The sequence below is a fragment of the Nakamurella alba genome (assembly GCF_009707545.1).
Lineage (GTDB): Bacteria > Actinomycetota > Actinomycetes > Mycobacteriales > Nakamurellaceae > Nakamurella > Nakamurella alba.
In genome coordinates, this window is sequence record NZ_WLYK01000001.1 from 421,139 (window position 1) to 439,965 (window position 18,827).

Annotated in this window: 14 protein-coding genes; 13 read left to right on the forward strand and 1 reads right to left on the reverse strand. The window is 71.9% G+C overall.

Annotated features, from left to right (window positions below):
• Positions 1-11 precede the first annotated feature (11 nt).
• The 5 genes from GIS00_RS01855 to GIS00_RS01875 all read left to right on the forward strand — a co-directional run bounded on the left by GIS00_RS01855 (position 12) and on the right by GIS00_RS01875 (position 5,015).
• Entirely contained in the window at positions 12-803 is a 792-nt protein-coding gene (locus tag GIS00_RS01855) for a LytR/AlgR family response regulator transcription factor (protein ID WP_154766710.1), read from the forward strand.
• Between the two features lie 3 nt (positions 804-806).
• Positions 807-1,175 (forward strand): hypothetical protein, encoded by a 369-nt coding sequence (locus GIS00_RS01860; protein WP_230312718.1) that lies wholly within the window; start codon positions 807-809, stop codon positions 1,173-1,175.
• Between the two features lie 99 nt (positions 1,176-1,274).
• Positions 1,275-2,762, forward strand: coding sequence for a sodium/solute symporter (locus GIS00_RS01865; RefSeq protein WP_154766711.1), 1,488 nt, complete (start codon positions 1,275-1,277; stop codon positions 2,760-2,762).
• Positions 2,763-2,955: 193 nt separating this feature from the next.
• Positions 2,956-3,342 carry a DUF485 domain-containing protein gene (locus tag GIS00_RS01870; RefSeq protein WP_154766712.1) on the forward strand — a complete coding sequence of 129 codons (387 nt, stop codon included), beginning with the start codon at positions 2,956-2,958 and terminating at the stop codon, positions 3,340-3,342.
• The gene (locus tag GIS00_RS01875; RefSeq protein ID WP_154766713.1) at positions 3,339-5,015 is read left to right on the forward strand and encodes a solute symporter family protein; all 1,677 of its coding nucleotides are present in this window, start codon (positions 3,339-3,341) and stop codon (positions 5,013-5,015) included. Before GIS00_RS01870 ends, GIS00_RS01875 begins: the two co-directional genes overlap by 4 nt.
• A gap of 90 nt (positions 5,016-5,105) precedes the next feature.
• Here GIS00_RS01875 and GIS00_RS01880 read toward each other — a convergent pair whose 3' ends face one another.
• On the reverse strand, positions 5,106-6,644 hold the full coding sequence (locus GIS00_RS01880; protein ID WP_154766714.1) for an MFS transporter: 1,539 nt from the start codon (positions 6,642-6,644) through the stop codon (positions 5,106-5,108).
• Between the two features lie 266 nt (positions 6,645-6,910).
• Here GIS00_RS01880 and GIS00_RS01885 point away from each other — a divergent pair, with 266 nt between their 5' ends.
• The 8 genes from GIS00_RS01885 to GIS00_RS01920 all read left to right on the forward strand — a co-directional run bounded on the left by GIS00_RS01885 (position 6,911) and on the right by GIS00_RS01920 (position 18,820).
• Positions 6,911-7,543: a TetR/AcrR family transcriptional regulator gene (locus tag GIS00_RS01885; protein WP_196073074.1), complete on the forward strand. Its 633-nt coding sequence runs from the start codon at positions 6,911-6,913 to the stop codon at positions 7,541-7,543.
• A gap of 60 nt (positions 7,544-7,603) precedes the next feature.
• The gene (metG, locus tag GIS00_RS01890) at positions 7,604-9,421 is read left to right on the forward strand and encodes a methionine--tRNA ligase (RefSeq protein ID WP_154766716.1); all 1,818 of its coding nucleotides are present in this window, start codon (positions 7,604-7,606) and stop codon (positions 9,419-9,421) included.
• Positions 9,418-10,263 carry a TatD family hydrolase gene (locus GIS00_RS01895; protein WP_322097351.1) on the forward strand — a complete coding sequence of 282 codons (846 nt, stop codon included), beginning with the start codon at positions 9,418-9,420 and terminating at the stop codon, positions 10,261-10,263. The genes metG and GIS00_RS01895 overlap by 4 nt, the downstream gene beginning before the upstream one ends.
• Before the next feature lie 295 nt (positions 10,264-10,558).
• Positions 10,559-12,301, forward strand: a complete 1,743-nt coding sequence (locus GIS00_RS28615; protein ID WP_154766717.1) for a ubiquitin-like domain-containing protein — start codon at positions 10,559-10,561, stop codon at positions 12,299-12,301.
• A gap of 351 nt (positions 12,302-12,652) precedes the next feature.
• Positions 12,653-14,323, forward strand: coding sequence for a ubiquitin-like domain-containing protein (locus GIS00_RS01905; RefSeq protein WP_154766718.1), 1,671 nt, complete (start codon positions 12,653-12,655; stop codon positions 14,321-14,323).
• 702 nt (positions 14,324-15,025) lie between these two features.
• Positions 15,026-15,961, forward strand: a complete 936-nt coding sequence (gene rsmA / locus GIS00_RS01910; protein WP_322097352.1) for a 16S rRNA (adenine(1518)-N(6)/adenine(1519)-N(6))-dimethyltransferase RsmA — start codon at positions 15,026-15,028, stop codon at positions 15,959-15,961.
• Positions 15,958-16,878 carry a 4-(cytidine 5'-diphospho)-2-C-methyl-D-erythritol kinase gene (locus GIS00_RS01915; protein WP_154766719.1) on the forward strand — a complete coding sequence of 307 codons (921 nt, stop codon included), beginning with the start codon at positions 15,958-15,960 and terminating at the stop codon, positions 16,876-16,878. Before rsmA ends, GIS00_RS01915 begins: the two co-directional genes overlap by 4 nt.
• A 121-nt stretch (positions 16,879-16,999) precedes the next feature.
• Complete coding sequence (locus GIS00_RS01920; protein WP_154766720.1) at positions 17,000-18,820, forward strand: ABC-F family ATP-binding cassette domain-containing protein; 1,821 nt, start codon at positions 17,000-17,002, stop codon at positions 18,818-18,820.
• Positions 18,821-18,827 lie beyond the last annotated feature (7 nt).

The following is an 18,827-nucleotide window of genomic DNA, read 5'->3' on the forward strand; positions in this document are numbered from 1 at the left end:
AGCATCCCCGCATGACCGCACTCGCCGAGGAGGGCCTGGTGGTGCTCGCCGTCGACGACGAGGAGCCCGCCCTGGCCGAGCTGGTCCACCAGCTGTCCCGGGATCCGCGGATCACCACGGTCCGTACCGCGCACGACGCGACCGGTGCGCTGCGCGAACTGCAGGACCGGTCGACGCCGGTCCCGGACGCGGTGTTCCTGGACATCAGGATGCCCGGGCTGGACGGGATGGAACTGGCCCGGGTGATCGCCGAGCTGCGTACCCCGCCGGCCGTGGTGTTCGTCAGTGCGCACGACGAACGGGCCGTCGAGGCCTACGACATCGGAGCCGTGGACTACGTTCTCAAACCGATCCGGGCGCAGCGACTGACCGCGGCGGTGGACCGGGTCAGCCGGCTGACGCGGTCCGGGACGGCCGACCGGGAGCAGCGGGCCGCACCGGCCGACGAGACCATCGCCGTGGAACTGGCCGGCGCCACCCGGCTGATCCCGCGGTCCACGGTCTGCTGGGTGGAAGCGCAGGGCGACTACGCGCGCCTGCACGTGCAGGACGGCAGCTCGCACCTGCTGCGGGCGCCCATCTCCACCCTGCAGCAGCGCTGGGAGGCAGCCGGGTTCGTCCGGGTGCACCGCAGCTTCCTGGTCGACCTGGCCCGGATTACCGAGCTGCGGGCGATGCCGGGCGGTCACCAGGTCACCCTCGGCAACCACCCGCGCTGTCCTGAGATCCCGGTGGCCCGGCGACATCTCAAGGAACTGAAGGACCGGCTGTTCGCCGCGGACGCGCTCGGCCGGGCGCGGTAGCCGGTGGCGGTCGAGCGGCCCCGGCGGGTGCGGGTGGTGCTGGCGGACCGGCGTCCCGCGCCGGCCCCGGTGCCGCCGGAGGACGAGGTGCGCGAGCAGACCGAGGTGGGCCGGCTGCTGGTCCGCGGACTGATGCGGGCGCAGCTGGCGCTGGCACTGCGGCTGGCCGCCATCGCAGTGCTCGGGGTGGGCACCTGGCCGGCGCTGTTCGCGGTGGTACCCGGTCTGGCGGAGATGCGCTGGCTCGGCGTGCCGCTGCCCTGGTGGGTGCTCGGGGTGGCCGTCCCGCTGGTGGTGCTGGTGGTGGCGCGGGTGTTCCTGCGCCAGGCGGTCCGCAACGAGGACGAGTTCACCGCACTGCTCCGCCGATGACAGCCGTGGTGGTGCCGATGGGAGCGGTCGGATCAGCGGCGCTGTCGGATGAACGGCGCTGTCGGATGGACGGCGCTGTCGGATGAACGGCGCAGCCGGATGAACAGCGGGCTCGGTGCCTCAGTGCCGTCAGCTGTGGCCGTCGGGCTGGTGGTGCTGGCGACCGTGCTGATCGGTGCCTACGGCCAGCGGCTGTCCCGCACGACCGGCGACTTCCTGGTGGCGTCGCGGATGGTGGGCCCGACCTGGAATGCGGCGGCCATCTCCGGCGAGTACCTCTCCGCCGCATCCTTCCTCGGCGTCGCCGCGCTGATCGTGCAGTTCGGCGCCGATGCCCTCTGGTACCCGATCGGTTTCACCGCGGGCTACCTCGCGCTGCTGCTGTTCGTCGCCGCACCACTGCGCCGCTCCGGTGCCTACACCGTGCCGGACTTCGCGCAGATCCGCTGGGGATCGCTGCGGCTGCGCCGGCTGGCGACCGTGGTGGTGCTGGTGATCGTCTGGCTCTACCTGGTGCCGCAGCTGCACGGTGCCGGGCTGCTGCTGCAGTACCTGGTCGGCGTCCCGCGCTGGGTGGGGGTGGTCGGGGTCGCCCTGGTGGTCACTGCCAGCGTGGTCGCCGGCGGGATGCGGTCGATCACCTTCGTGCAGGCCTTCCAGTACTGGCTCAAGCTCTCCGCGGTGGCCGTCCCGGTGGTGGTGATGATCGCGCTGCTCCGCGGTGACGCCTTCTCGGCGCTCGACACACCCTGGGCAGCACCCGGTCTCGGCTTCGGTGGCGGTGCTGCGCTGCCGGAGGTCTACTCGGTGGTGATCGCCACCTTCCTCGGCACGATGGGCCTGCCGCACGTGCTGGTCCGCTTCTACACCAACTCCGGGGGCGGCGCGGCGCGGCGGACCACGGTGCAGGTGATCACCCTGCTCGTCGTCTTCTACTTCTGCACGGTGCTGCTCGGGCTCATCAGCCGGTCCGCCGGTGCCGACCCGGCCGGCGGTGACCTGGTGATCCTCGGTGTGCCGGCCCGGGCGCTGGACGGCAGTGCCGCCACCGCCGGCACCGTGCTCGCCGCGATGATCGCGGCCGGCGCGGTGGCGGCCTTCCTGTCCGCCTCCTCCGGCCTGCTGGTGGCGGCCGCCGGGGTGATCTCGACGGACGTGCTGCCCGGCCGGGTGCGGGACTTCCGGGTGGCGGCGGTGCTCGGGGTGCTGGTGCCGGTGGCGGTCGCGCTCGGTGCCGGCGGCACCGACATCGTCCGGGTGGTGGGCATGGCCTTCGGGTTGGCGGCCTCCACCTTCTGCCCGCTGCTGGTGCTCGGCATCTGGTGGCGCGGGGTGACGGTGGCCGGTGCGGCGGCCGGGATGCTCTGCGGCGGCGGGCTCGCGCTCGGGGCGGTGACCGCCGGCATCGTGCTGGGCGACCGGGCCGGCCGGTGGTCCTGGCTGCTGGAACAGCCGGCGGTGATCAGCGTTCCGGTCGCCTTCGCGGTGATGATCGGGGTGTCGCTGGCCACCCGGCGGACGGTGCGCCCGGAGGTGGACGCCGTCCTGGCCCGGCTGCACCTGCCCGGCACCCTGCACCACCGCTGACACCGCACCGGCAGCACTCCGTCACCGCCACGGAGATCTGCCCACCACCCCGGCCGACGACCGTTCGACCGGCCCGGGACCGCCGTTCGTCGCACCGGTGGTGCCGCTGTCCGCAGCCACCGCCGCGGCTGCTGTGCGCGCCGCCGCCGGGTTCCTAGTGTGAGGCCGACCACAGAGCCGGTGGCCCCTGACGATGCTGTCGCCTCGTCGGTCGGTCACCCCGACGACGAGGAGGTCGTGCGTGTCGTCCGAGACCGACGTATCCGGCAGGTCCGAGACGGACTTCGAACACCTGCAGGCCACACCCGAGTTCGCCCGGCTGCGAAGGGCGTTGCGCCGCTTCGTCTTCCCGATGACGGTAGCGTTCCTGGCCTGGTACCTGCTCTACGTGCTGCTGACCGCGTATGCGCGGGACTTCGTGTCCACCAAGGTCTTCGGGTCGGTGAACGTCGGCTTCCTGCTCGGCTGGGGCCAGTTCGTGACCACCTTCGGGATCGCGATCCTGTACAGCCGGTACGCCGACCGCAAGCTCGACCCGCAGGCCGAGCAGATCCGCGAAGAGGCGGGGGAGCACCGATGAGCGCACCGTTCCTGACCTTCGACGGCACGCCCGTCGCCGCCGAGGCCACCGCGTCGGACGGCCACCAGACGCTGACCATCATCCTGTTCGGGGTGATCGTGGCTGGCACCCTGGGCATCACCATCTGGGCCAGCCGGCAGAACCGCAGCGCCGCCGACTTCTACGCCGGCGGCCGGTCCTTCACCGGCATGCAGAACGGCCTGGCCATCGGCGGCGACTACATGTCGGCGGCCTCGTTCCTCGGCATCACCGGGATCATCGCGCTCTACGGCTACGACGGGTTCCTGTACTCGATCGGATTCCTGGTGGCCTGGCTGGTGGCGCTGCTGCTGGTGGCCGAGCTGATGCGCAACACCGGCAAGTTCACCATGGCGGACGTGCTGTCGTTCCGGATGCGGCAGCGGCCGGTGCGGACCGCGGCGTCGATCTCCACCGTCGTGGTGTCGATCTTCTACCTGCTGGCGCAGATGGTCGGTGCGGGAGAACTGGTCTCGCTGCTGCTGGGCATCAGCAGCGCCGCCGCGAAGAACGGGATCATCGCCCTGGTCGGCGTTCTCATGATCGTCTACGTGGTCTTCGGTGGGATGAAGGGCACCACCTGGGTGCAGATCATCAAGGCCGTGCTGCTGCTGGTCGGCACCGGCGTGCTGACGGTGTGGGTGCTGGCCAAGTACGGCTTCAACATCTCCGGCCTGATGGACGCGGCGGCCAACGCCTCCGGCAAGGGCGACGCCTTCATCCAGCCGGGCCAGCGGTACGGCGTCGAGAGTGCCGACGCCACCAAGACACTCATCTCCAAGCTGGACTTCATCTCGCTGGGCCTGGCACTGGTGCTGGGGACCGCCGGGCTGCCGCACATCCTGATCCGCTTCTACACCGTGCCGGACTCCAAGGCCGCCCGGAAGAGCGTCAACTGGGCGATCGGGATCATCGGGCTCTTCTACCTGATGGTGCTGGTGCTCGGCCTCGGGGCGGCGGCCCTGGTCGGCGGCGCGGCGATCACCGCGCAGTCCAAGGGCGGCAACACCGCGGCACCACAGCTGGCCGAGGCACTGGGCGGACAAGGCACCACGCTCGGCGCTGCGATGCTGGCACTGATCGCGGCCGTCGCCTTCGCCACCATCCTGGCGGTGGTCGCCGGGCTCGCCCTTGCGTCCTCGGCCTCGGTGGCACACGACCTGTACGCCAACGTGATCCGCCGCGGCAGGGCGACGGATGCACAGGAGGTGCGGGTCGGCCGGATCGCGGCGGTGGTGATCGGGGCGGTCGCCATCGCGCTGGCCATCCCGGCGCAGAGCCTGAACGTGGCCTTCCTGGTGGCGCTGGCCTTCGCCATCGCCGCCTCGGCGAACCTGCCGGCGATCCTGCTGTCGTTGTTCTGGAAGAAGTTCAACACCCGGGGCGCCACCTGGGGCATCTACGGCGGCCTCGGATCCGCCCTGGTGCTGCTGGTGTTCTCGCCGAACGTCTCCGGCACCGCGACCAGCCTGATCCCGTCCGCGGACTTCGACTGGTTCCCGCTGGCCAACCCCGGCCTGGTGTCGATCCCGCTCGGTTTCATCTTCGCCATCGTGGGCGCGCTGACCAGTTCGGAGCACGACAAGGCCAAGTGGGCCGAGCTGGAGGTGCGCTCCCTCACCGGCCTCGGGGCCGAGAAGGCTGTCGGGCACTGAGGGTTCGTCCCTCGGGGTCTGAAGTGCCGGTGGAACGCCGGAGGCCGGGTACGACGCTCGTCGTACCCGGCCTCCGGTCGTGCAGGTGGATCAGGCGGGCTCGGGCACCGCGGTCGCCGGAACGGTGACCTCGGCGCGGGCCTCGCTGCGGCGCGGCGTGCCGCGGACGGCGAACAGCACCAGCAGCACGGTGGCGGCCAGGAAGCCGGCGGCCACCAGGAAGCCACGGTCGGCGCCCACCACGAAGGCGTGCTCCGCGGCCTCGGCGGCGGTCGCACCGACCGGCGGGACGGCGCCACGCGAGGCGGCACCGAACACGGTGACCAGCACGGCCAGGCCGAGCGCACCGCCGACCTGCTGCGTGACGTTGACCAGCCCGGAGGCGGCGCCGGCGTCGGCCGGCTGCACCCCGCGCAGCGACAGCGCGGTCAGCGGCACGAAGGCCAGGCCGTTACCCAGACCGAACAGGATCAGCGGGAACAGCAGGTCCAGGTAGGACGAGTCGGCGTGCAGCTGGGTCAGCCAGAGCAGACCCAGGGTGGACACCGACAGCGCACCGGCGATCAGCCACTTGGTCGGCAGCTTCTCGGCCAGCACCCGGGCGGAGAGCTGGGAGGCGGAGAAGACCATGACGGTCAGCGGCAGGAACGCCAGGCCGGACTGCAGGGCCGAGTAGCCGAGCACGTCCTGCAGGAACTGGCTGAGGAAGAAGAACATCCCCATCATCCCGGCGACCAGCAGCAGCCGGGCCACGTAGGACACGGCGCGCTCCCGGTCGGCGAACAGCCGCAGCGGGGTGATCGGCGAGGTGGCCCGCAGTTCGACCGCGATGAAGGAGGCCAGCAGGATCACGCCACCGGCGAAGGCGGCGATGGTCAGCGGGTCGCTCCAGCCGTCGGAGGCCGCACGGACGAAGCCGTAGACCAGGCCGGTGGTGCCCAGCGTGGAGGTGACGGCGCCGGCGAGGTCGAAATGACCGGTACGGCGAGGGGTCTCGGACATCGCGACGATCGCGCCGACCAGCACGGCGATACCGATCGGGACGTTGACGAAGAACACCCAGCGCCACGACGCCCACTCGGTGAGCATGCCGCCGGCGATCAGGCCGAGGGCGGCACCGCCGATGGACACCGCGGTGAAGTAGCCGAGCGCCTTGGTGCGCTCCCTGGCCTCGGGGTACATCGTCATCAGCAGGGCCAGCGCGGACGGCGCGGCCATCGCGGCACCGACGCCCTGCAGGGCGCGGGAGGCCAGCAGCAGGCCCTGGCCCTCGGCGAACCCGCCGGCCAAGGATGCGGCGGCGAAGATGCCGATGCCGATGAGGAACACCCGGCGGCGGCCCAGCAGGTCACCGGCGCGGGCGCCCAGCAGCAGCAGGCCACCGAAGACCAGCGTGTAGGCGTTCACCACCCAGGACAGGCCGGTGGGCGTGAAGCCGAGCGAGGACTGCAGGTCGGGCAGCGCGATGTTCACGATGCTGGCATCCAGCACGATCATCAGCTGCGCGGTGAGCACCAGTGCGAGCACCAGGCCGCGGGAGCGCTGCCGGCGACCTCCCGGTGCTGCGGTGGGGGCACTCGTCGCGGTGCCGGCCCCTGCGGGCCGGTCCACGGAGGACTGGACGGACATGCGGACTTCCTTCCGACGCCAGGTGGCGTACTCTTGCGCTAAGCGGAGGCTTCCTCGAAGTGGAGCTGGCCTCCGGATAGAACTATACGGAGGGTGCCTCCGGTTCTGCAAGTGGATGCTGCCGTGGACTGGTGTCGATCATGGTGTCGCCGGTGTCACTGCAGGTCGGACCACCGGCAGCAGTCGGAAACGCAGTGGATGTCGGTATCGTCGGGACCGGAGGGACCCCGCCGGGGACCGACGGAGGAGTGACAGGAGCGGTGGACGTGACGACCAGGACCCGGCTCGCCGAGGCGCCGGACCGCGCGGCGCCGGCGACGCCCGCCGTGAAGCCGCTGCGCGCCGACGCGCGCCGTAACCGCGACAAGGTGCTGGCCGCCGCCGCGACCGCGTTCACCGCGAACGGCGTCGACGTCTCGCTGGAGGACATCGCCCGCCAGGCCGGGGTCGGCATCGGCACCCTCTACCGGCACTTCCCGACCCGGGAGGCGCTGGTCCTCGGCGTCTACCGGCAGCAGATCGACGAGCTGGACGCCACCTCGCTGCGGCTGCTCGACGAGTTGCCGCCGGGAGAGGCGCTGCGGGAGTGGATGCACGCCTTCGTGAACTACGCGGCGGTCAAGCGCGGCATGGTCGGACTGCTCAAGTCGATGATGGAGACGGACAGCGAGCTGTTCGTCGACGCGAAGGCGACGCTGCACGCGGCCGCGAACAGGCTGCTCAACGCCGCCCGCGAGTCCGGCGAGATCCGGCCCGACTTCGGCGGTTTCGGGCCGCCGGAGCTGTTGCGGGCGATGGGCGGGGTGTGCATGGCCACCGACCAGCCGGCCGCCGGCCCGGTGGCGGTGGCCCTGATCGACCTCATCTACGACGGGCTCCGCTACCGCGCCGGTTCCTGACCCCGGTCCGGTCGCGGCGGCCCGGGAAAGCCGATGGCCGACGCGCACTAATCTGGGTGCATGAGTTCCGTCCTGACCGCGGTGGCCTGGCCCTACGCCAACGGCCCCCGCCACATCGGCCACGTGTCCGGCTTCGGCGTCCCCTCCGACGTCTTCTCCCGCTACCAGCGGATGGCCGGCAACGACGTGCTGATGGTGTCCGGGACCGACGAGCACGGCACGCCGATCCTGGTGCAGGCCGACCAGGAGGGGGTGTCGGCACGCGAGCTCGCCGACCGCTACAACCGGGTCATCGTCGGCGACCTGCAGGGGCTCGGCCTGTCCTACGACCTCTTCACCCGGACCACCACCCGCAACCACTACGCGGTGGTGCAGGAACTGTTCCGCACGGTGCACCGCAACGGGTATCTGGTGCCGCGCACCACCATGTCGGCGATCTCGCCGTCCACCGGCCGCACCCTGCCCGACCGCTACATCGAAGGCACCTGCCCCATCTGCGGGTACACCGCGGCCCGCGGCGACCAGTGCGACAACTGCGGCAACCAGCTGGATCCCGTCGACCTGATCGAGCCGCGCTCGCGGATCAACGGCGAGACACCGAAGTTCGTCGAGTCCGAGCACTTCTTCCTGGACCTGCCGGCCCTGGCGGGGGCGCTCGGCGACTGGCTGCGCACCCGGAACGACTGGCGCCCCAACGTGCTCAAGTTCTCGCTGAACCTGCTCGACGACCTCCGCCCGCGGGCGATGACCCGCGACATCGACTGGGGTATCCCGGTTCCCCTGGACGGCTGGCGCGAGCGCGGCGACAAGAAGCTGTACGTCTGGTTCGACGCGGTGATCGGCTACCTGTCCGCGAGCATCGAGTGGGCGCGCCGCTTCGGCAAGGACGCCGACCAGTGGCAGAAGTGGTGGAGCTCGGACTCCGGCGCCGCCCAGTACTACTTCATGGGCAAGGACAACATCACCTTCCACTCGCAGATCTGGCCGGCCGAGCTGCTCGGCTACGACGGCCTGGGCGAGCGCGGCGGTGCCCCGGGCACCTTCGGCGGGCTGCAGCTGCCCACCGAGGTGGTCTCCAGCGAGTTCCTCACCATGAGCGGGTCGAAGTTCTCCACCTCCCGGAAGACGGTCATCTACGTCGGTGACTTCCTGAAGGCCTACGGTCCGGACGCGCTGCGCTACTTCATCGCAGCCGCCGGCCCGGAGAACCAGGACGCCGACTTCACCTGGGAGGAGTTCGTGCGGCGCACCAACTTCGAGCTGGCCAACGAGTGGGGCAACCTGGTCAACCGCTCGATCTCCATGGCGCACAAGAACTTCGGTGAGATCCCGCAGCGCGGTGCCCTGCAGGACGTGGACGCCGAGCTGCTGGCGGCCGCCGGGAAGGGCTTCGACACCGTCGGGGACCTGTTGGCGCGCAGTCGGTTCCGGGCCGCCTCCGGTGAGGCGATGCGGGTGGCGGCGCTGGCGAACAAGTACCTGTCGGAGACCGAGCCGTGGAAGCTGGGGGCTGACAAGGAGCGGCAGGGCACCGTGCTGCACACGGCGCTGCAGGTGGTCGACGACGTCAAGACCATGCTGACGCCTTTCCTGCCGCACTCCAGCCAGTCGGTGTTCGCCGCGCTCGGCGGCGAAGGTGTGTGGGCGGCGCAGCCGGAGATCCACGAGGTCACCGACTTCGACGACGACGTCGAGGGTGTCGGCGTGCCGCCAGTGCGCGACTACCCGGTGCTGACCGGTGATTACGCCGCCGAGCAGGCGCGGTGGGTGCGGACGGAGATCACCAGCGGACGCCGACTGCAGAAGCCGAGCCCGCTGTTCACCAAGCTCGACCCGGGGCTGGGCGAGACCGGCCCGGACTGGGCGCCGATCGCGTGACCGTGCACGAGGCGGTCGCCGACAGGAAGCCGGCGCCCGTCCCGGAACCGCTGCCCGCCCAGGTGGTGGACGCGCACACCCACCTGGACGCCTGCGGCTGTCTCGACGCGGCCGACGTGGTGGCCGCCGCTGACCGGGCCGCGGCGGTGGGGGTGACCCGGCTGGTGACCGTCGCCGACGACCTGGCCTCCGCCCACTGGGCGGCCCGGGCCGCCACCTGGGACCCGCGGGTGTTCGCGGCGGTCGCCCTGCACCCGACCCGGGCCGACACGCTCGACGACGCCGCCCGCCGGGAGATCGAGTCGCTCGCGGGCTCCGACCGGGTGGTGGCGATCGGCGAGACCGGTCTGGACTTCTACTGGGACGCGGCGCCGCACGATGTGCAGCGGGAGGCCTTCGCCTGGCACATCGACCTGGCCAAACGGACCGGCAAGGCGCTGATGATCCATGACCGGCAGGCGCACGAGGCGATCTTCGACGTGCTGGACGGCGAAGGCGCCCCGGAGACCGTGGTCTTCCACTGCTACTCGGGCGACGCGGAGATGGCCCGTCGCTGTGCCGACCGCGGGTGGGTGCTCTCCTTCGCCGGACCGGTGACGTTCAAGAACGCCCGGGACCTCGCCGAGGCGGCCGCCGTGATCCCGGGTGATCTGTACATGGCCGAGACCGATGCACCGTTCCTCACCCCGCACCCGCACCGTGGCCGACGCAACGAGCCGTACGCACTGCCGTGGACGGTCCGGGCCCTGGCAGCGCTCCGTGATGTGGATCTCGATACCGTCTGTGACCAGGTGCGGGGGACCGCGGAACGGGTGTACCGACTGCCGCAACCGACGGCCTGAAATCGTCACCGCGTGCACGGTCCGGCCGTGCGCAGGGCGCCCACGGCGTACGAACGGCTGAAGTGTCGACGCGCGAGCGGCCGTGAGGTTGCCGGTCCGTGCCCCTGTCGTTATTGTCTTGTGACAACGGCCGGGATGGGGAAGTTCCGGGTGTCGGGGCAGGTGCAGTACCGGCGAGGCCCGTGCGAGTGTGCGCGGAAGGCTTCCGGTGCCGCCCTGCCTTTGATCGTGTGCACAGCCGCGCCACGTCACGACGCCCCGCCACTGCCCGGGCAGCACGACCCTGGACGGACCCTTGACCACCTTCTTCGACCGTTTCGCGCCTGCCCGCGGGACCGAATCGGACACCGGTGCCGATTCCACCGCCTTCGACAGTGCTGCTGCCGCGGAAACGCTCCGGGCCGTCCCCCTGCTGCCGTTCCAGGCCGACCGTTCCGCATCCTCCGCCGCCGCGGCCGAGGATGCCGTGCCCGCTGCCGCCGTGACCGCCCCGGTGGATGAGCGCGAGACCGACGAAGAAGCCCCCACCACCGCGCCCGTGGTCGCCGTCGTGGACACCCCTGCGGAGACCGCAGCGGACAACGTTGCCGAGACCGGCACCGCCCCGCCGCCGCCGGCGTCCGGCACCCCGATCGCTGTGGACCGCCCGGGACGCCGCCGCGGTCGCCGGGTCGCCCTGGTCGCCGCCGCCGTGTTGGTGGCAGGACTGACCGTCGGCGGCGGCACCGTCGCCGCCATGACCAAGACCGTCACCGTCACCGTCGACGGCGAGCAGCGTCAGGTCACCACGCTGGCCGGCTCCGTGTCCGGTGCGCTGGAGGCCGCCGGGCTGCAGGTCGGCGAGCACGACACGCTGGCTCCGGGTCTGGGCACCGACATCTCGGACGGTTCCTCGGTGGTGATCCAGCGCGGCCGCGAGTTCACCCTGACCGTCGACGGCACCCCGCAGACCGTGTGGACCACCGCCCGGACGGTCGACGAGGCGCTGGCCGAGCTGGGCGAGAACCCGGCCGACTACCAGCTGTCCGCGGATCGCTCGCGGGAGATCCCGCTGACCGGCCTCGGGGTGAGCGCGAAGACCCTCAACGACGTCAGCGTCACCACGCCGGCCGGCAAGAAGATCTCGGTGAGCACCACCGCCACCACCGTCAAGGACCTGCTGGCCGAGCAGAAGATCCCGGTCGGCAAGAACGACCGGCTCTCGGTGCCGGCGACCACCCCGCTGACCGACGGCGTCGCAGTCACCATCCGGACGCTGCCGACGGTCGTGGTGGCCGACGGGTCGAAGCCGGGAGCCGCGTCCGCCACCGAGGCGAAGACCGTCGGTGACCTGCTCAAGGCGCAGGGCATCACGCTGGGCAAGGACGACACCGTCACCCCGGCACTGACCACCCCGCTCGCCGAGGGTCTCAAGATCAGCATCACCCGCATCGGCTACACGGTGGAGGTGCGCTCCGTCGCGACCGCCCAGCCCGCCGACCAGACCGTCGAGGACGACACCATCGACCAGGGTGTCACCCAGGTCGACCAGCAGGGTCGCGGTGGCGTCGTCGAGGTGACGCTGCGGACGAAGGTGGTCAACGGGAAGCCCGGGACCCCGACCGAGGTCTCCCGCAAGACGGTGACCGAGGCGCTGCCGACGATCACCCGGGTCGGCACCAAGGTCCCGCCGCCGCCCGCCCCGGATCCGGCCCCGGCCGCCGATCCGGCTCCTGCGGCCGACCCCGCCCCGTCGGCCGCTGCTGATCCGGCTGCTGCCGCTGCGGACCCCGCCGCCTATTACGCGGACCCGGCGCACTGGAGCACCGACTGGGATGCCATCGCGCATTGCGAATCGACCGGCAACTGGTCCATCAACACCGGCAACGGCTATTACGGCGGTCTGCAGTTCGACTACGGCACCTGGCAGGGCGCCGGTGGCGGTGTGTACGCCGAGCGGGCCGACCTCGCCACCAAGGCCCAGCAGATCGCGATCGCCGAGAAGGTCTACGCCGACCGGGGTCTCCAGCCCTGGGCGTGTGGGTACGCCGCCGGCTGATCCGCTCTGCCGTGACGACCGGCACATCATCGGCACCCGACCGCAGGCTGCGGCCGGGTGCCGATGTGTCTTTCCGGTCAAAGGTCCGGCGGGTCATTCCGGCAGGCATGTCACACGGGTGGCGGATTCGCATCGGCGTATCAGCAACAATGTTTTCGACAATGTCCGGTTTGCTTCTCGGTGAATGTTCTTGTTATCGTCCTGTGATAGCCGCCGGGATGGTCCGAAGAGATCTCCGGCGTCGGCAGGTCAGCGGTCGCATCGGTTCGTCGGGGGTCGATGCGCTTCGCACCCACAGGTACTGCCGCCGCCGGCGCACCCTGCCCGGGCACCTCGACCACCCGGAGATCCGTGAGCAAGCACCGCGCCGCCGACGACGACAGAGCCGACCGGCCTGATCAGTCCTGGCAGCGGCTGCTGGCCGCCGCCGAGGCCGGCGAGCCCGGCGCCACCCAGCTCCGGCCGGGCGGGCGACGCAGCCGTCGCGCCGCCGAGGACGAGGACTCCTCGGGCACCGTCATCTCTGCTGAGCCGGCCGTCGTCGCTGCCGACCTTGTTGCTGCTGACCCCGCCGCCGCTGCCGAGCTCGCGGCCACCGATCCGGCTGCCGGTGCTGTCGTCGGGTCCGGGGCTCCGGATCCGGGCGCCATCGAAGCCGGCGCCGCCGATGTCAGCGCTGTCGATGCCACCGACGAGATCCCCGTGCCCGCGGCGCTGACCTCCGTCGACATCGAGGAGCCCGCGGACGCCACCGCGGAGATCCCTGTTGTCACCGATGAGCAGGGCGAAGACGACCCGACGGGCCGCGAGCGGGCCGTGTCGGCAGTCGACGAGGTGCGGTTGCGTCGCGGATGGCGCAAGCCGGTGCTGATCGGCGCAGCCGCGGCGCTGTGCCTGCTCACCGCGGGTGGCGGCACGGCCCTCGCGTTGCGCAAGCAGGTCACCCTGGTCGTCGACGGCCAGACCACCCAGATCTCGACCTATGCCGGCACCGTCGCCGACGCGCTGGCCGCCGCCGGCATCGACGAGGGTCAGCACGACGTGCTCGCGCCGTCCGCCGGCAGTTCCATCTCCGACGGGTCGACCATCGTGATGGAGCGGGCGCGGAAGCTGACGCTGACCTGGAACGGCAAGCAGCAGGACGTCTGGACCACCGCCCGGACCGTCGACGAGGCGCTCGCCGATCTCGGCGTCGGCGACCAGCGTGGCCGGACCCTGTCACTGTCGGCGGACCGCTCGCGGGACATCCCACTGGACGGCATGGCGGTCACCGCGACCAGCACCGTCCGGGTGGAACTGTCGGTCGGCGGTGCGGCGGCCACCGAGCAGGTCACCGGTGCGACCACCGTCGGCGAGCTGCTCACCGAGCACGGCGTGACGCTGGGCGCCTCGGACACCGTCGAGCCGGCCGTGTCGACCACACTGGCCGCCGGGATGTCGGTCGTGGTCAACCGGGTCGTCACCACCTCGGTGACCGAGAAGAAGGCGCTGGCCCAACCGGCCGACCGCCGCGTCGAGGACAAGAACGTCGATCTGGGGACCACCGTCGTCGCCACCAAGGGCAGCGCGGGCGAGGAATCCGTCACCTATCGCGTCACCACGGTCAACGGCACCGAGACCGCGCGGGTGGTCACCGGCCGGAAGGTGCTCACCGCGCCGGTGTCCTCGCTGATCAAGGTCGGCACCCGCACCCCCGAGCCGGGCACCCCCGCCGAGGCGGCATTGGCCGAGAAGAAGTTCACCTACGACGGCGAGCAGGTCTTCACCCACGACACCACCTTCGGCGTCGACTGGGACGGGCTGGCCTTCTGCGAGTCCACCCACAACCCGAAGGCCGTCAACGCCTATCCGTCGGCCGGCCTGCCCACCTACGGCATGTTCCAGTTCGACATCCCCACCTGGGAGTCCGTCGGCGGGTCCGGCAACCCGATGGACGCCACTCCCTCCGAGCAGTTGATGCGGGCCAAGCTCCTCTACCTGCAGCGCGGCCTCGAGCCCTGGGCCTGCCGCGACTCCGCCTGATCGCTGACCGACGCGCCGGACGGGGGATCGTTGATCAGCCGCACCCGCAAAGGAGCTGATCGGTGCCATTCAACCGTAGAAGGCGCGGGTGAACGGCACGGATGTGCCGCCGACCGAGGTGGTCCGCCACCATCCCGGCCCCGGCCGATCCGTCCGTTTCCGGCACCGTCCTGGCGCCAGGCCGGGAGGCGGGCTCCGATCGGTGCCTTCTGACCGCGGAAGGCGCGGGTGAGCGGCACGGATGTGCAGCCGACCTGATCCGCAGCCCCGTCCGGTCCGTCCGCCTCCGGCACCGTCCTGGCACCAGGCCGGGGAGGTGGGTTCCGATCGGTGCCTTCTGACCGCGGAATCCACGGCTGAACGGCACGGATGTGCAGCCGATCTGATCCGCAGCCCCGTCCGGTCCGTCCGCCTCCGGCACCGTCCTGGCACCGGGCCGGGACGCGGGCGCCGATCGGTGCAGTCCGACCGCTGAATCCACGGCTGAACGGCACGGATGTGCAGCGGCGGGACGTCGGCTCGGTGGTGCGACCCTCGGCTACGGCGACAGTCTCACCATGGGCGCGATCACCTGCACCGTCCGCGAGTACGGCGTCACCTGCGCCGACTACTACAGCGACCACTACTTCCACCTGAACAGCCAGTACTGGATGACCGGCTGAGCCGGTCGGGGCGCTGCTCCACCCGTGTGAGGATGGTGGGGTGAGCGACGAGCAGACCGCGGCGGCCGGGACCGGTCCGTCGCCGCTGACCCTGCTCGGCGCCGCGGAGATCCGCCGGCTCGCCGCCGAGCTGGATCTGCGCCCGACCAAGACCCTCGGGCAGAACTTCGTGCACGACGCCAACACGGTGCGGCGGATCGCCGATGCCGCGGGCATCGGTCCGGGCGACCATGTGCTCGAGGTCGGGCCGGGACTCGGCTCGCTGACCCTGGCCCTGCTGGAGCGGGCCGGCCGGGTCACCGCCGTCGAGATCGACCCGCGGCTGGCCGGGTTGCTGCCCCGCACCGTCGCCGAGCACGCACCGGACCGGGCGGCCGACCTCACCGTGATCGAGGCCGACGCACTGCGGGTGGCGCGCGCCGACATCGACGGGGAGCCGGTCGCCCTGGTCGCGAACCTCCCGTACAACGTCGCCGTGCCGGTGCTGCTGCACCTGCTCGCCGAACTGCCGTCGCTGCGCACCGTGCTGGTGATGGTGCAGGCCGAGGTCGCCGACCGGCTGGCCGCCCCGCCCGGATCCCGGACCTACGGTGCGCCGAGTGCGAAGGCCGCCTGGTACGGGCGCACGAAACGCGCCGGGGCCGTGGGCCGGTCGGTGTTCTGGCCGGTGCCCGGTGTGGACTCGGCGCTGGTGTCGCTGCACCGGCACGACGTCCCGATGGGCGGGGAGCGTGCGGCTGTCTTCGCGGTGATCGACGGTGCCTTCGCCCAGCGCCGGAAGACGTTGCGCTCCGCCCTGTCCGGTTGGGCCGGGTCGGCGCCGCGGGCCGAGGCGGTGCTCCGGACGGCCGGTGTCGACCCGTCGCTGCGCGGCGAGATGCTCGACATCGGAGCGTTTGTCGCCATTGCCGCGGCTGCGGACGAGGTCCCCGGGGACGCCGATCCCGCTGACGACCCCGCGGGCTCCGCCGGATGAGCCGCAGCACCCAGGAGGTCCGGGTCCGGGTCCCGGCGAAGATCAACCTGCTGCTCGCGGTGGGCGATCTGCGGCCCGACGGCTACCACGACCTGGTCACCGTGTTCCACGCCGTGGACCTGTTCGACGAGCTCGTCGTGCGGCTCGCCGACCGGCACTCGGTGCGCACGGTGTCGCCGGGCAGCAAGGCGGTGGCCGGTGTGCCGGCCGGCGCCCGCAACTTGGCCGGCATGGCCGCGCGTCGGTTGGCCAAGGAGTATCGGGCGACCGGCCCGGTGGCCATCGAGATCACCAAGCAGATCCCGGTGGCCGGCGGGATGGCAGGCGGGAGTGCCGACGCCGCAGGCGCTCTCGTCGCCTGTGATCGATTGTGGGGGACCGACGTGCCGCGCGACCGGCTGGCCGCCATCGCCGCCGAGCTGGGCTCCGACGTGCCGTTCGCGCTCCGCGGCGGCACCGCGGTCGGCACCGGCCGCGGCAACCTGCTCTCCCCGGTGCTGACCCGGATGCAGCTGCACTGGGTGCTCGGGCTGGGCCACGAGGGCCTGCTCACCCCGGCGGTCTTCGGCGAGCTCGACCGGCTGCGGGCGGCCGGGGACCCGCCGCGGGTACCCGGAGTCGAGGACATGCTCTCCGCCCTCGCCTCGCACGACGTGCACCGGGTGGCCGCCGCGCTCGGCAACGACCTGCAGGCGGCGGCCATCTCGCTGCAGCCCGGTCTGCGTCGCACGCTGCAGGCCGGCCTGCAGGCCGGTGCGCTCGGCGGGATCGTCTCCGGGTCCGGTCCGACCACTGCTTTCCTCTGCGAGAGTGCCCAAGCCGCAGCGGATGTCGCCACCGAACTGGCCGGCACCGGCACCTGCCGGTCGGTGCGGGTGGCGAGCGGCCCGGTGCCCGGCGCCCGGGTGATCGGATGATGCGCACCACCGGGCGTCCGGCAGCGCGTGGGCGATTGCTCACGGGATGCCCGACGTCGGGGACGGTGCAGGTGGATGTGGCCGGCAGGAGTGCGGATCTGGGCGCGGAAGTGGGTACGGCATGGCGAATCTGGTGAACCTGGAAGCGGTCTCGGTGAACCGCGGGGTGCGGACCGTGCTGGACGGGATCTCGCTCGGCGTACAGACCGGTGACCGGATCGGGGTGCTCGGCCTCAACGGCTCCGGCAAGACCACCCTGCTGTCGGTGCTGGCCGGCCTGGTCCCGCCGGACTCCGGCCGGGTCGCCGTGTCCCGCGGCACCACCATGGAGGTCGTCACCCAGGGCGGCGAGCTGCCGCCCGGGGACACGGTCCGCGAGGTGGTGCTGGCCCGGTTCGGCGACGGGGACCACGGCTGGGCCTCGGACTCCGCCGTGCGCGGCATCCTGGACGGCCTCGGCCTGTCCGCGATCGGGCTGGACTCACCGGTGGACCGGCTCTCCGGCGGTGAGCGCCGGCGGGTCGCCCTGGCCGCGGTGCTGGTCACCCCGGACAGCCCGACCGACATCCTGGTGCTCGACGAGCCGACCAACCACCTGGACATCGAGGGTGTCGCGTGGCTGGCGGAGCACCTGCTCTCCCGGCGCAGCGCGCTGATCACCGTCACCCACGATCGCTGGTTCCTGGACGCGGTGGCCACCACCACCTGGGAGGTCGTCGACGGCACGGTGTACATCCGCGAAGGCGGCTACTCGGACTGGGTGTTCGCCCGCGCCGAGCGGCTCCGGCTGGACCGGGCCGCGGAGGACCGCCGGAAGAACCTGGCGCGCAAGGAACTGGCCTGGCTCCGCCGCGGCGCGCCGGCCCGGACGTCCAAGCCGCGCTACCGGATCGACGCGGCCGAGGCGCTGATCGCCGACGTCCCGGAACCGCGGAACGTGGTGGAGCTGCACACCTTCGCCCGCCGTCGCCTCGGCAAAGACGTGCTGGACGTCGAGGACGCGACGGCCACCGTGCCCACCCCCGACGGCGACCGGGTGCTGCTGGACGACGTCACCTGGCGGATCGGGCCCGGTGACCGGATCGGCCTGGTCGGCGTGAACGGCTCCGGGAAGTCCACCTTGCTGCGGGTGCTGGTCGGGGAGCGCCCGCTGGAGTCCGGCGTGCGCAAGGTCGGCTCGACCGTGCGCATCGGGTACCTGTCCCAGGCGGTGGCCGAGCTGCCGGCGGACCTCCGGCTGATCGAGGCGGTCTCGGAGATCGCCGGCACCGTGAACCTCGGCGGCAAGGACCTGACCGCCGGTCAGCTGGCCGAGCGGTTCGGCTTCACCAACGCCCAGCAGTGGACCCGGGTGGGGGAGCTGTCCGGCGGTGAGCGACGCCGGCTGCAGCTGTTGCGGATCCTGATGGCCGAGCCCAACGTGCTGGTCCTCGACGAGCCGACCAACGACCTGGACACCGACACGCTCTCCGCCCTGGAGGACCTGCTCGACTCCTGGCCGGGCACCCTGCTGGTGGTCAGCCACGACCGGTACCTGGTCGAGCGGGTCACCGACGACGTGGTCGCGCTGTTCGGGGACGGCCGGATCACCGGCCTGCCCGGCGGGATCGACGAGTACCTGCGGCGTCGGCGGGAAGGTGCCGCTGCGACGGCCCGCCCTGCGGCAGGCCGTCCGGGCCTGCCGGGTCCGGCAGCGCCGGCAGCGCCGACCGCCCTGGACCCGGGTGAGGCGCGGCAGCTGCGCAAGGACCTGCAGCGGCTGGAGAAGAAGATGGAGTCGTTGCAGCGCAAGGAGTCCGATCTGCACAGGCGACTGGCCGACGTGGGCGCCGACTTCGCCGCGGCGGCGGCGATGGACGCCGAGCTGCGGTCGGTGCTGGGCGAGCGGGAGGACGTCGAGCTGGAATGGCTGGGCGTGGCGGAGAAGCTGGAACAAGGCTGAGCGTCGC